Here is a 12,560-nt window from a genome sequence, read left to right as displayed (position 1 = left end):
CGTCCCGGGTGACACCCCGGCCGCCGGGCACCTGACCGGTGAAAGGGTGCGCTCGCGCGCCGGCCGGAGGACGGGAAGGCGGAGGACACGTGGTGGGACGGGCCGAGAAGGAGCAGGGCACGGGCGGACGGGACGCCGAGGACGGACGCGCGGCCGAGGGCGGTCGGGGTGCCGAGGGCGTTCGTGGTGCCCAGGACCGGGGTTCCGTGCTGGTCGGGACGGACGGCTCCGACTCGGCGCTGCGCGCCGTGGAGACCGCCGCCCACGAGGCACGCGCGCGGGGCACGCGACTGACCGTCGTCCACGCCTTCATCTGGCCGCTGCTCAAGGTCTCCCTCGGCCCGTCGCCGTACGGGCCGCCCGACGGCGGTCTGCGGCAGCAGGCCCAGGAGATCGTGGACAGCGCCGTCGCGCACGCGCGCGGGTGCGCACCCGGCATCGAGGTCACCGGGGAGATCGTCACGGGCGAACCGCTCACGATCCTGGCCGCCCGGTCCGCCTCCGCCGACCTGGTGGTCGTCGGCAGCCGCGGCACCGGGGCCTTCACCGGCCTGGTCCTCGGCTCGGTCGCCGTCCACCTCGCGGCCCACGCCGACTGCCCCGTGCTCGTCGTCCGGGGCCGTGAGAAGCCGAGCGGGCCCGTGCTGCTCGCCGTCGACGGTTCCCGTGACGCGGACGCGGCCGTCGACTTCGCCTTCGCCGAGGCGGCGGCCCGCGGCGCGGAGCTACGAGCGGTGCACGTGTGGAAACCGTCCTCGGGACCGGCCGATCCGACCCCGCTCTTCCACGGGACGGAGGAGATCCGCGCCGAGGAGGAACGCGTCCTCGCCCAGGCGCTCGCGGGGGCGACGGCCAGGTGGCCGGAGGTGTCCGTCGAGCGGCGCCTCGTCCGCGGCAGGACCCGTCCCGTCCTGCTGGAGCAGAGCGCCGACGCCCAGCTCCTGGTGACGGGAGCACGGGGCCGGGGCGGCTTCGCGGGACTGCTCCTGGGCTCCGTCAGCCAGGCGCTGCTGCACCACGCCGAGTGCCCCGTCGCCGTCGTCCGGGCCGGCTCCGAGGAGCCGCGCGGCTGAACCGCTCCGAAGGTCTTCGCGACCGACGACTTTCGAGGACAGCGGCGTGCCCCTTCCGCATCGGATCATCGTGCTCACATCCCCACGGGACGGTCACCGACGGACCGTCCAGGACCGGCAGGAGCACCACCGATGGGCCTCGCACAGTCGCAGCACCGCTTCCTGGTACGGCAGAAGGTCACCCTGATGGCCAACCGCTACCTGGTGCACACCATGGGCCCGGACGGCGAGGAGGCCGAACTGGTCGCCTTCGCCCACCAGAAGAGGATGGCCCTCAAGGAACACGTCACGTTCTACACCGACGAGTCCCGGCGGCAGGTCCTCTTCACCTTCCGGGCCCGGCAGGTCATCGACCTCGGGGCGACCTACGACGTCCACGGCGCCTCCGGCACGCGGCTGGGCGGCTTCCGCAAGGACTTCGGCGCGTCCCTGCTGCGCAGCACCTGGCACCTGAACCGGGCCGGGGCGGAGACGCGGGAGTCGACCGGTCAGGAGCGGAACCGGACCGTGGGGCTCCTGCGGCGAGGCTGGGAGTTCCTCCCGTTCACGGACCTGCTCCCCTTCGTCGTGCCGTACCACTTCGACTTCGCCGAGGCCGGACGGCACGTCATGTCCGTCGAGAAGCGCTTCGGAGTGCGCGACCGGTACGTCGTGGACATAGCCGACCCGGAACTGGACCGGCGGCTCGCGATAGCCCAGGCCGTCGCCCTCGACGCCCTGCAGTCCCGCTGAGCTGTCCCGGCGAGGCGACCCGTCTACCCTGGAGGGACGGGCAGGGGACGGGACACGGCGTTCCGCCCCGCGCCCGGGCCGCGTGCGGAAGGGCGGCGGGCCATGGACTTCACTGATCGCACCGACGCGGGCCGGCAGCTCGCTGCCCGCCTCGGCCACCTCAAGGGCCAGGACGTCGTGGTCCTGGGGCTCCCGCGCGGCGGCGTACCGGTGGCCGCGCAGGTCGCCGACGCGCTCGACGCGACCCTCGACATCTGTCTCGTCCGCAAACTGGGGGTGCCGCAGCAGCCGGAGCTCGCGATGGGCGCCCTCGGGGAGGGCGGGGTGCGGGTCCTCAACGAGCACGTGCTGCGCGAGACCGGCGTGGGGGAGCGGGATCTCGCGGCCGTGGAGGAGCGCGAGCACGTCGAGCTCGAACAGCGCACCCAGCGTTACCGGGGAAGTCGCCCGCCCGTGCCCCTCGACGGCAGGACGGTCGTGGTCGTCGACGACGGGCTCGCGACGGGCGCCACGGCCCTGGCCGCCTGCCGGGTGGTCCGTGCCAAGGGTGCCGCGCGGATCGTCCTGGCGGTGCCGGTCGCACCGCGCGGCTGGACCGCACGCGTCGGCGGCGAGGCCGACGAGACCGTGTGCGTCCGCGAGCCCGACTTCTTCTACGCGATCGGTCAGTTCTACCGGGACTTCTCGCAGACGACCGACGCGGAGGTGCTCGCCTGCCTCGACCGCAGCCGGGCCGCGCGCGGACCTGTCGTGCGGGACTCGGACGTCCGGATCCCGGTGACCGGAGCCACCCTCGGGGGACGGCTCGCCGTCCCCGACGGCGCGACCGGCGTCGTCCTCTTCGCCCACGGGAGCGGCAGCAGCCGGCACAGCCCGCGCAACCGCGCGGTCGCGGCGGCCCTGAACCGGGCCGGGCTCGGGACGCTGCTGTTCGACCTGCTGACCGAGAGCGAGGCGACCGACCGGGCGCACGTCTTCGACACCCCGCTGCTCGCCGGCCGGCTGGCGAGCGTCACGGAGTGGCTGGCCGGGGAGCCCGGGGGCAGCGACCTGCCGATCGGATACTTCGGGGCGAGTACGGGCGCGGCCGCCGCGCTGTGGGCGGCGGCCGATCCCTCTTCCGGTGTCGCCGCCGTCGTCTCACGCGGCGGCAGGCCCGACCTGGCGGGCGAGCACCTGGCCCGGGTGCGCGCCCCGACCCTCCTCGTGGTGGGCGGCCGGGACGCGCTCGTCCTGGACCTCAACAGACGGGCCCAGGCCCTGCTGCGCTGCGAGAACCGGCTGACCGTCGTCCCCGGCGCCACGCATCTCTTCGAGGAGCCGGGCGCCCTGGAGGAGGTGGCGGAGCTCGCCACGGACTGGTTCGCCGAGCACTTCCGGCGTCAGTAGGCCCCGTTGACGTTGTCGATGGAGCCGTAGCGGTCGGCCGCGTAGTTGCAGGCGGCCGTGATGTTGGCGACCGGGTCGAACAGGTCCGTGGACGTGCCCGGCACGTGATAGGCGTCGAAGGTCGGCTGGATCACCTGGAGCAGACCCTTCGAGGGGGTGCCGGCCACGGCGTTGGAGTCCCAGAGGTTGATCGCCTGGGGGTTGCCGGAGGACTCGCGCATCACGTTGCGGAGGATTCCGTCGTACGAGCCGGGGATGCCGTGCTGGGCCATGATGTCCAGCGAGGCGCGGATCCAGCCGTCGAGGTTGTCGGCGTACTGGGTGGCGGCTGCCGGGGCGGCCTGGACGGCAGGCGCGGCAGCGGGAACGGCCTGCGCGGCGGAGGCGCCAGAGGCGGCGGCCGGCGCCGCGGCACGGCGCTCGGAACGGCTCGCCCGATCCGTCGCGGTGGAGCTCTTCTTCTTCTGCACGGTGGCAGGCGCCGGGGCGGCCTTCGCGGAATCCCGACGAATCGTCAGTTCGAGACCGGGGTGAATGAGTGACGGATTGTCACCCACGGCGGACTTGTTGGTCCGGTAAATCGACTTCCAGCCGCCCTGAATTCCCTTCTTATGGGCGATCAAGGAAAGCGAGTCACCGCTGACGACGGTGTACGTACGCGCGGCGACGGGAGCGGACGGCACGGCGGCGGGCCGCGCGGTGGCGGGCTGCGCCGCGAAGGACTGCACCGCGTGGGACTGGGCGGCGATCCGGGGTGCGGCCGAGACGGTCTCGGCGCCGGCCGTGGCGGGCATGACCAGCGGCAGGGCCAGGGCGGCCCCGCCCGTTCCGGCGAGTGCGAGACCGCGGGAGACGGTGCGGCGGCGGGGGCGGCGGTGCTTACCGTGTGCAGGCATGACGGGATTCCTCTCCGGCGCCTGCGGGGTGAGCTGTCGGGTTCGGACGGGAGATGTCCGGCCGCGCACACGCGGCTTCACCCCGAGCCGTTCCGGATTCCGGACCGGCGAATTCGTGGGTCCCCCGCTCCTGCCGTCGGGTGAAAGGGAGGTGTTTCGGGCGGCGGCAGGATTAGGCGTTCCGCTCGAATGGGGGTGACCGTAGGCCAGTAATGCGACGGATAACAAGAGGAGCTGGTCGTTCGCTCCCGGAATTGGATCTCCGAATTCAAGGAATTCAAGATCGACCGGACTCGGACCCCGGTGAACTTCCGTGCGCGGTACGGCCTGCGGCCGAATGGGTGCCCGGCGGCGGCGAGGGAAAGTGAACCGCGTCACCCGGTGAGCAATGTCCGAATATGCGACGTAATTCCGTTGGTGAGTAAATAGGAGGAAATTAGCCTCTGTGGGCTGTTCGCCCGAGCCGGACTCTGATGGGGGGCTAGGTGTGGTCAAAAGTCGCAAACCCGACATTCTTCTTGAATGATGGAGGCCCCGACCCAGGAGCCCTCCGGATGCCGACCACCACCACCTCCCCGCTCAGCCCGGACACCCTCGACCGCGAGGCGGCCGCTCTCTTCGAGAGCGCCACCTGGCAGCGGATCGTCACCGACTGGACGGCCCCCGCACCGACGGTCGCCGAGCCGACGGCCCCCGCGCCGCCGGCCGACTGGCGGGCGCTGCTCTCCGTGCCCGTGGACCAACTCGTGGCCGATGCGCTCGGCGCGCTGCCGCCGCCCGCCCCCGCCGAGCGCACACTCCCGGGCCGGATCGGAGCCGTACTCCCGGACCGCCTCCATGCCTGGCGCCGGATCGGCCGCCCCGAGCTGCGACCCTCGGTCCACCTCGGCTACGCGCGGCTGGTGCTCACCGAGTGGGGCTGGCAGAACGCCCCGTACAAGCTGCGCGACGCGCGGGGGGCGCGCTGCGTCTGCGGCGCGCTCCTCGCCGCCCACCGCCTCGGCCACGGCGGCGCGGACACCATGAACGAGGCCGCCGCCTGGATCATGACCGAGCTCCGGTCCCGGGGGTGGCACGACCTGATCGGTCCGTGGAACCGGGCGCCCGGCCGGACGGCCGCCGAGGCGGTGGACCTCCTCGACGCGACGATCCGCCGGGCCGCGCACTCCGGCCGGTGACGGGCGGTGGTGCCCCGCCCGTGCCCGTCACCTGCCGGGTGCGGGGGTTCAGCCGGTGACGCTCGGGGCTCCCGTCTCGATGTGGCCGGTGTACCGGCGTGACCAGGTCCCGTCGATGTCGGCGAGGATCGTGAAGTCGTACCAGCCGCCGTTGTAGGCCACCGCGTTGAAGAAGTCCTCGCGGCTGGAGTTCGCCGGGACCGTGTACGTCCACGGTCCGTCCGTGCGGTACGCGTTCGAGCGGATCGTGAAGGTCACCGGCGCCGCAGAGGTGTTGGTCATCCTGAACCAGAGGGCCGTCCGGCCCGTCCCCGCCTCGGGCGCGAACCGGGCCGCGACCTCCACGGCCTTGCCCGCCTTGGACGCGTCGCCGATGAAGCGCCGCAGGAAGCGGTTGGGGCCCATCATCGAGATGTCGTACTTCCCGGACCCCGACCCGAGCCCGATGTTGAAGTAGTCGGAGGCCGTGCCGCCCGCGTCGACCGTGTACTGCCAGGCCGCCGTGTCGCGGTGCTGGTGCGGGTGGATCGAGAAGTGCGCCGCCTGCTTGGCCTCCGTCCCCTGGTTCGTCATCGAGAACCAGGCCAGGATCTTGCCGGCGGCCCCGAACTCGAACCGGTCCAGGTTGCCGTTCACCTGGTACGGCAGCGCGCGCGCCGGGCGGGTGCCGGACTCCTGCGCGGGCTGGGCGTTGTTCTGGGGCGCGGGGTTCGGCAGCGGGCCGCAGGTGGACTGCCCGATGACCTTCGCCGTCGACGGGAGGCCGGCGGGCACGCCGTACACGGGGTGGGCGAAGTCGAAGACGCTCGTCAGGTCGCCCGTCACGCGGCGCCGCCAGGCGCTGATGTTCGGACAGGTGGCGGGCGTGCCGAGAGCCGCCGTCCAGGTCTCCATGAAGCGGAGGACGGAGGTGTGGTCGAAGACCTCGGAGCTCACCCAACCGCCCCGGGTCCACGGAGACATGACGATCATCGGGACCCGGAAGCCCAGGCCGATCGGTACGCCGTCGAGGTACTCGCCCGGCGTCCCCGGCGGGGCGACCGGCGGCGGCACGTGGTCGAAGAAGCCGTCGTTCTCGTCGTAGTTGAGGAACAGCACCGTCGAGTCGAAGACCTCGGAGTCGGCGGCCAGCGCGCGGTACACGAGGTCGACGAAGTGCGCGCCGTCGCCGGGCGGCGCGTACGGGTGCTCGGAGAACGCCTCGTTGGCCACCACCCACGACACCTGCGGCAGCGTGCCGGCCACGACGTCGGCGCGGATGGCCGCGGCGATGTCGTCCGGCGTCGATCCGGTGACCTTCGGGACCGAGCCCATGCCCCGGTCGTACAGCGGGTCGCCGGGGCGTGCGTCGGTGAACTTCTTGAAGTACGCGAGGCCGTTGTCGCCGTAGTTGTCCTGGGCGTTCTGGTAGACCTTCCAGGTCATCCCGGCGCGCTGGAGCGCCTCGGCGTACGTCTCCCAGGTCAGCCCCGACTCGTCACCGCCGTCCTTGCTGGAGCCGTCGATCTTGCCGCTCCACAGGAACGTCCGGTTGGGGCCGGTGGCGCTGAGCGTCGAGCAGAAGTACGCGTCGCAGATCGTGTAGTGGTCGGCGAGTGAGTGATGGAAGGGGATGTCCTCGCGGTCGAGGTGGCCGAGCGTCCGGGTGTTGCCCACGCCCGTGACCCAGTTGTCCATGCGGCCCTTGTTCCAGGCCGCGTGCTGCGAGGTCCAGCTGTGGGGCAGGTCGCCGTTGCACTGCGCGAGGGTCTCGCCGTCGACACCGCCGGCGGGCGGGGTGTCGCTGAGCTTCCACGGGTACTGACGGCCGCCCCAGTTGGGCTGGTTGAACATGCCCCAGCCGCCGGGCAGATTGCCCGCGGCGCGGTCGCCGAAGCCCCGGACGCCGCGCAGCGTGCCGAAGTAGTGGTCGAAGCTGCGGTTCTCCTGCATGAGGATCACCACGTGCCGGACGTCGGTGAGCGTGCCGGTCGCGGCACGCGCGGCGGCCGACGCCCGGCCGGGCGGCAGCGCCGCCCCGGCGACGAGCCCAGCGCCGATCCCGACGAATCCCCTGCGGCTGATGGGAAGCATGCCCCGCCTCTCGTGTCACGGCGTGCCAGGGCGGCACGTCGGGAGACATGATGGGGGAGGGGAGCTTAAAGGTATACGTCTGTGCCGTAATTCCTGGGTGAACAGACCAGGGCCAGGGAAAACCGATGTGAAGATTGGTCCGATCTCATACCAATAGCGAATGTGCGTCGCGGAGGGTGGCGCCGCCGAGGTCGCGGTCGGCGAGGCTTCGGAGACACGTCCGGCAGCCGTCCGTGAACACCGGGCGCAGCGGGTAGCCTCCGCGTCCCAGGGCGTGGGCGCCCGCCCTCACGCGTTTTCCAGCGATGCTCGCGCATCCTCCTCGCAAGGAGTCCTGCATGACCACCTCTCGCACCGCCGTGGAGATCGCCTCGCAACCGGCCGTCTGGCGCCAGGCGGCGCGCGGTCTTCCCCGGCACACCGCCGCCCTGCCCTGCCGGGGCGAGCGCGTCGCCGTGATCGGCTGCGGCACCTCCTGGTTCATGGCCCTCGCCTACGCCGGGCTCCGCGAGTCCGGCGGCCACGGCGAGACCGACGCCTTCGCGGCCTCGGAGTTCCCCTACGGCCGCCGCTACGACCGCGTCGTGGCCATCACCCGCTCCGGCACCACCAGCGAGGTCCTGGCCGTCCTCGCCCGGCTGCGCGGCGAGGTGCCCACGGGCGCGCTCACCGCCGACCCCACGACCCCCGTGATGGACCTCGCCGACGAGGTCGCCGTCCTGGACTTCGCCGACGAGGAGTCGGTCGTCCAGACCCGCTTCGCGACCACGGCGCTCGCCCTGTTCCGCGCGCACCTGGAGGCCGAGGACGCCCTGCCGGCGGGCGTACGGCCCCTGGCGGAGGCCGCCGAGGACGCCGAGCGCGCCCTCGCCGTCCCGCTCGACGAAGCGGTGCGCACCGCCGGGCAGTTCACCTTCCTCGGCACCGGCTGGACCTACGGTCTGGCCCTGGAGGCCGGGCTGAAGATGCGTGAGGCGGCCGGGGCGTGGACGGAGGCGTACCCGGCGATGGAGTACCGGCACGGCCCGATCAGCATCACCGGCCCGGGGCGCGTCGCCTGGGGCTTCGGCGCCCTCCCGGTGGGCCTCGCGGACGAGGTGCGGAAGGTCGGCGGCACGGTCGTCGAGAGCGACCTCGACCCGCTCGCGGACCTGATCCGGGCCCAGCGCCTCGCGGTGGCGGTGGCCGAGGCCCAGGGGCTCGACCCCGACACCCCCCGGAACCTGACCCGTTCCGTGGTCCTGGCCGACCACCACGCCTGACCGCCCGGCCCTCCCTCAGGGCGGGCCCGGGTCAGGCCACCTCGTGTCCGGTGCCAGGCAGGCTCGGCGGCGTCCAGTCCGCGTGCCGCAGGATCGCGCCGACGGCCACCCGGGACGGTGCCAGCCGGAGGACGGTGTTGCGTACGGAGACGGCGAGAGGCCGGGTCAGCTGCCCGCCCATCCGGCCTGCCTGCCGGGCGGCGCGGGCGACGGCCTGGCTGCGCGGGCGCCGCTCGACGTCGTACCGGGTCAGGGCCGTGTCGGGGTCCGGCGCCGACGCGAGCGCGGCGGCCAGGGTGGCCGCGTCCTCCAACGCCTGGCAGGCGCCCTGACCGAGGTGGGGCGTCATGGCGTGTGCCGCGTCGCCGAGGAGGGCGACGCGGCCCGCGACGAAGGAGGGCAGGGGCGCGACGAGTTCGTGGATGTCGTGGTGCAGCACGGCGTCGGGGCGGGTCGCGTCGAGCAGCGCGGGGATCGGATCGTGCCAGTCCGCGAAGCGGTCCCGCATCGCCGCGAGCGCGTCGGGATACCGCACGCCCGGGGGCGAGCCCAGGACGGCATGCCACTCGGCGCGGCCGTCGGTGAACGCGATGTGGCCGAACTCGGCCCCGTGCCCCCAGGTCAGCTCGAAGTCGGAGGCGAGGCCGACGGGGACGTCCGTGACGGCCCGCAGCACGGTGGCACCGCTGTAGGCGGGACCGGGGTGGCCGGGGAACAGCCGGGCCCGGATCGCGCTGCGGACCCCGTCGGCGGCGACGACCAGGTCCGCGTCCCGTGTCCCGTCCCCGACGGCGACGCGTACACGACCCGGCGCCGCGCGGTCGACGGCCGTCACCTCGGCCCCGGTGACCAGGCACTCGGGCGGCAGTGCCGCCCGCAGCAGGCGGTGCAGCACGGAGCGGCGGATGCCGACGATCGGTGTGCCCAGCGTCCGCTCCAGGGCGGCTCCGTCCATCCGGGACAGCCACCCGCCGCCCGGGACCCGGGTGCCGCCCGTGTACTGGGGCCGCGCCGCCTCCCGCACCGCGTCGCCGACGCCCAGCACGTCGAGGGCGCGGATGCCGTTGGCGTGGAGGGAGATCCCCGCGCCGGCGTCGTCGAGGACGGGGGAGCGCTCGACGACGGTCACCTCCCAGCCGATCCGGCGCAGACCCAGCGCGGCGGCGAGCCCGCCGATCCCTCCGCCGACGACCACCGCGTTCCCGTCGACCATGCCGACCCCCTCCTCTTTCTACACCTGTAGAAGGAGGAGGCTACTCCTGTCCTCTACAGGTGTAGAAAGGGGGGATGCTCACCGATCGACGTACCGTCCTCGCCGACGCGGCCATCGACGTGCTCGCCGAGCACGGCATGCGGGGCCTGACCCACCGCGCCGTGGACCGGTCCGCGAACCTGCCTCCCGGCACCACCTCCGCCTACTACCGCACGCGTCAGTCGCTCCTCACCGCACTCGTGCGCCGCCTGGTCGCGCTCGACCAGGAGGAGCTGGAGGAGGCGGGCCGGCACACCCGGGCGTTCCGGAACCCCGCCGAACTCGCCGCCGGGATCGCCGCCTTCACCGCGCGCCGCCTCACCGGCCCCGGCCGCCACCGCTCCCTCGCCCGCTACGCCTGCGCGATCGAGAGCGTGCACCACCCCGAACTCCGCGAGATCCTCACCCCGCGCGAGAACACGGCCCGCGAAGCCGTACGCGCCTTCCTCGCCGCCCAAGGCCTCACTGACGCGGACGAACGCACCATCACCCTGCTGACCTGCGTCGACGGTCTGGTCTTCGACCGCCTGATCAACGGCGGACCGGTCACGGAGAAGGAGATCGCCACCCTCGTGACGGCGGCCCTGCACTGACGGGGGCGGGTGGCGTGGCGGCCCCGTGCCATGCGTCAGGATGGGGGCATGACCGAGATCCGTACCCCCCGCCTCCTCCTCCGACGCTGGACCGACGACGACCTCGTCCCCCTGGCCGAGATCAACGCCGACTCCGAGGTCATGCGCTGGATCGGCGACGGATCGGTGCGGGATCTGGAGGAGACCGCCGAGGACATCGAGCGGTACGAGGAGGAATGGGACGACGAGGGCTTCGGGCTCTTCGCCGTCGAGCTCCTCGCCTCCGGCGAGCTGATCGGCTTCGCGGGGCTCTCCGTGCCGCAGGGGCTGCCGGAGCTGATGTCGGACGTGGAGATCAGCTGGCGTCTGGGCAGGCCCTTCTGGGGCCAGGGGTACGCCTCCGAGGCCGCCCACGCGGTCCTGGAGTTCGCACTCCAGGACCGGGGGCTCGACCGGGTCGTCGCCGTCACCCACATCAGCAACTCGGCCGCCGAGAACATCATGGGCAAGCTCGGCATGACCGCCGAGCGCGAGACGAACCACCCGGCCTTCGACGTCCCGCTGCGCGTCTACGCCATCGACCTCACCGAGTACGAGGCCTGATCGGAGCCTCGGCTCAGTGGCGCTCGGGCAGGTCCCGTTCCGCCGGGAGCTGCGTCAGGCCGGCGTCCGCCGGCGAGGCGGCGGCGCGCGACGACGGGGCGGCCGCCGGCTTCTTGCCGCAGAACGCCGCCTCCAGCGTTCCGCCGAGCGCCGTGTTCGCGGAGCCGTGGTTCGAGGTGTTCGCCACCGCCGAGAGGCTGCGCCTGCCGTCACGCGTCGAGAACGCGTACGTGTAGAAGCCCTGCACGGTCCCGGTGTGGCCGAAGATCTGCGTGCCGCACGAGAGGTCGTACCGCCGCAGCCCGAGCCCGTAGAAACGGGTGTCGGTGGTGTCCGTCGGCGTCACCGTCGTCATCGCCTCCAGCATGGCCGGCGACAGGAGCCTGCCGCGCATGAGGGCGCTGGTGAAGGTGTTCAGATCGCCGGGGCTGGAGATGACGGCCCCGGCGGACTGCGCCCACGACACGGTCTGCTCCGTGGAGTCCACGAGCGCGCCACCCTCCTCGTCGGGGTGCAGGTACCCGCGGACGTGCAGCCCCTCGATGCGCGTGTCGGGGTGCACGTACGAGGTGTCGCGCAGCTTCAGCGGCTTGAAGATGCGGCGCTCGTACGCCTCGGCCACCGGCCGGCCCGTCGCCTTCTCGATCAGCATGCCGACCACCACGAAGTTGGCGTTCGAGTACTTGTACGCCACACCGGGCTCGGTGGTCCGGGGCAGGGCCAGGGAGAGGTCGACGAGCTCCTGGTAGCTGAACACCCGGTTCCGCACGGCCTCGAAGCCGGGCACGGTGTTGTTGAACATGTCGTCCGTGTAGTCGGCGAGACCGCTGCGGTGCGTGAGCAGGTGCCGGACCGTGATGCGGCCGTCGGGGAGCAGCCCGGGCAGGTAGTCGTCGACGGGCGCGTCGAGCGCCAGCTTCCCCTCCTGCACCAGCTGGAGGAGGACGACCGTCGAGAACGTCTTGCTGACGCTGCCGATCCGGAAGCGGGCCCGGGTGTCCATGGCCGCACCCGAGACGCGGTCCCGCACGCCGACGGTCCGCGTCCGGACCCCGTCGGGACCGGCGTACCGGGCCATGGCGCCCGGCGCCCCGTTGGCCATCGCCGAGTTCAGCGCGGCGGTCACACCCTCCATGTCGGGGGTGGGAGTCGGGGCGGTGGAGGTCGCGGCCTTGGCGGCGAGAGCCGCGAGAGCCGAGGGAGCCACGGGAGCCGCGGGGGCTGCGGGGGCTGCGGGCGCGGCGAAGGCGCTGGTGGCCGGGGCGACTCCCGCGGCGAGCGCGGCGATCAGGGTGGCGCTCACGGCCAGGCGGCGGCGGTGGGACGGCAGGGGCACAGTGGTTCCTCGGCTTCTTCCGGTGCGTCCGGATCGTTCGGCACGGCCCACGGCAGCGGTGGGCCGAGGGCCCGGGGACGCGCCACCGTGACCGGTGCGACCCCCGACGCCCAAGGATCATGAGTGCCAACGCGCGAGAGTGGTTCCTGACACGGGGGACGAGTTCTGGAGTGCGCTGTTCCTGGTACGCGGAA

11 protein-coding genes and 1 riboswitch are annotated in these 12,560 nt (G+C 73.0%); of the genes, 7 read left to right on the top strand and 4 right to left on the bottom strand.

What is annotated here, in order from left to right:
- Positions 1–206: 206 nt before the first annotated feature.
- The 3 genes from ACFC0G_RS23980 to ACFC0G_RS23970 all read left to right on the top strand — a co-directional run bounded on the left by ACFC0G_RS23980 (position 207) and on the right by ACFC0G_RS23970 (position 3,194).
- Positions 207–1,073, top strand: a complete 867-nt coding sequence (locus ACFC0G_RS23980; RefSeq protein WP_376406776.1) for a universal stress protein — start codon at positions 207–209, stop codon at positions 1,071–1,073.
- A gap of 132 nt (positions 1,074–1,205) precedes the next feature.
- Positions 1,206–1,805, top strand: coding sequence for a hypothetical protein (locus tag ACFC0G_RS23975; protein ID WP_376406472.1), 600 nt, complete (start codon positions 1,206–1,208; stop codon positions 1,803–1,805).
- A 102-nt stretch (positions 1,806–1,907) separates the two neighbouring features.
- Positions 1,908–3,194: an alpha/beta family hydrolase gene (locus ACFC0G_RS23970; RefSeq protein ID WP_376406470.1), complete on the top strand. Its 1,287-nt coding sequence runs from the start codon at positions 1,908–1,910 to the stop codon at positions 3,192–3,194.
- On the opposite strand, the gene ACFC0G_RS23965 is transcribed toward ACFC0G_RS23970, so the two are convergent.
- Positions 3,188–4,090, bottom strand: a complete 903-nt coding sequence (locus ACFC0G_RS23965) for a transglycosylase SLT domain-containing protein (RefSeq protein WP_376406468.1) — start codon at positions 4,088–4,090, stop codon at positions 3,188–3,190. The two genes, ACFC0G_RS23970 and ACFC0G_RS23965, sit on opposite strands and share 7 nt — an antisense overlap.
- Positions 4,091–4,095: 5 nt before the next feature.
- Positions 4,096–4,279, bottom strand: a riboswitch (cyclic di-AMP (ydaO/yuaA leader).
- A gap of 365 nt (positions 4,280–4,644) precedes the next feature.
- Here ACFC0G_RS23965 and ACFC0G_RS23960 point away from each other — a divergent pair.
- Positions 4,645–5,268 carry a hypothetical protein gene (locus ACFC0G_RS23960; RefSeq protein WP_376406466.1) on the top strand — a complete coding sequence of 208 codons (624 nt, stop codon included), beginning with the start codon at positions 4,645–4,647 and terminating at the stop codon, positions 5,266–5,268.
- Between the two features lie 48 nt (positions 5,269–5,316).
- On the opposite strand, the gene ACFC0G_RS23955 is transcribed toward ACFC0G_RS23960, so the two are convergent.
- Positions 5,317–7,341 carry a phosphocholine-specific phospholipase C gene (locus tag ACFC0G_RS23955; RefSeq protein ID WP_376406464.1) on the bottom strand — a complete coding sequence of 675 codons (2,025 nt, stop codon included), beginning with the start codon at positions 7,339–7,341 and terminating at the stop codon, positions 5,317–5,319.
- A gap of 338 nt (positions 7,342–7,679) precedes the next feature.
- On the opposite strand from ACFC0G_RS23955, the gene ACFC0G_RS23950 reads away from it, so the two are divergent.
- The gene (locus tag ACFC0G_RS23950) at positions 7,680–8,603 is read left to right on the top strand and encodes an SIS domain-containing protein (RefSeq protein ID WP_376406462.1); all 924 of its coding nucleotides are present in this window, start codon (positions 7,680–7,682) and stop codon (positions 8,601–8,603) included.
- Positions 8,604–8,634: 31 nt separating this feature from the next.
- Here the strand turns inward: ACFC0G_RS23950 and ACFC0G_RS23945 are convergent, their stop codons facing one another.
- The gene (locus ACFC0G_RS23945) at positions 8,635–9,816 is read right to left on the bottom strand and encodes an FAD-dependent monooxygenase (protein ID WP_376406460.1); all 1,182 of its coding nucleotides are present in this window, start codon (positions 9,814–9,816) and stop codon (positions 8,635–8,637) included.
- A gap of 74 nt (positions 9,817–9,890) precedes the next feature.
- Between ACFC0G_RS23945 and ACFC0G_RS23940 the strand changes: the two genes are divergently transcribed.
- Positions 9,891–10,448 (top strand): TetR/AcrR family transcriptional regulator, encoded by a 558-nt coding sequence (locus tag ACFC0G_RS23940; protein ID WP_376406458.1) that lies wholly within the window; start codon positions 9,891–9,893, stop codon positions 10,446–10,448.
- Between the two features lie 48 nt (positions 10,449–10,496).
- Positions 10,497–11,030, top strand: a complete 534-nt coding sequence (locus ACFC0G_RS23935; protein ID WP_376406456.1) for a GNAT family N-acetyltransferase — start codon at positions 10,497–10,499, stop codon at positions 11,028–11,030.
- A gap of 13 nt (positions 11,031–11,043) precedes the next feature.
- Here ACFC0G_RS23935 and ACFC0G_RS23930 read toward each other — a convergent pair whose 3' ends face one another.
- Positions 11,044–12,366: a serine hydrolase domain-containing protein gene (locus tag ACFC0G_RS23930; RefSeq protein ID WP_376406454.1), complete on the bottom strand. Its 1,323-nt coding sequence runs from the start codon at positions 12,364–12,366 to the stop codon at positions 11,044–11,046.
- Positions 12,367–12,560: the final 194 nt, after the last annotated feature.

Origin of the sequence: Streptomyces sp. NPDC056169 (assembly GCF_042268445.1) — a bacterium.
Lineage (GTDB): Bacteria > Actinomycetota > Actinomycetes > Streptomycetales > Streptomycetaceae > Streptomyces.
This window is presented reverse-complemented; position numbering and strand designations above follow the sequence as displayed.

Coding starts and splice junctions, on each gene's coding strand:
- ACFC0G_RS23975 (WP_376406472.1), top strand. CDS start 1,206: ATGGGCCTCGCACAGTCGCAGCACCGCTTCCTGGTACGGCAGAAGGTC.
- ACFC0G_RS23970 (WP_376406470.1), top strand. CDS start 1,908: ATGGACTTCACTGATCGCACCGACGCGGGCCGGCAGCTCGCTGCCCGC.
- ACFC0G_RS23965 (WP_376406468.1), bottom strand. CDS start 4,090: ATGCCTGCACACGGTAAGCACCGCCGCCCCCGCCGCCGCACCGTCTCC.
- ACFC0G_RS23960 (WP_376406466.1), top strand. CDS start 4,645: ATGCCGACCACCACCACCTCCCCGCTCAGCCCGGACACCCTCGACCGC.
- ACFC0G_RS23955 (WP_376406464.1), bottom strand. CDS start 7,341: ATGCTTCCCATCAGCCGCAGGGGATTCGTCGGGATCGGCGCTGGGCTC.
- ACFC0G_RS23950 (WP_376406462.1), top strand. CDS start 7,680: ATGACCACCTCTCGCACCGCCGTGGAGATCGCCTCGCAACCGGCCGTC.
- ACFC0G_RS23945 (WP_376406460.1), bottom strand. CDS start 9,816: ATGGTCGACGGGAACGCGGTGGTCGTCGGCGGAGGGATCGGCGGGCTC.
- ACFC0G_RS23940 (WP_376406458.1), top strand. CDS start 9,891: ATGCTCACCGATCGACGTACCGTCCTCGCCGACGCGGCCATCGACGTG.
- ACFC0G_RS23935 (WP_376406456.1), top strand. CDS start 10,497: ATGACCGAGATCCGTACCCCCCGCCTCCTCCTCCGACGCTGGACCGAC.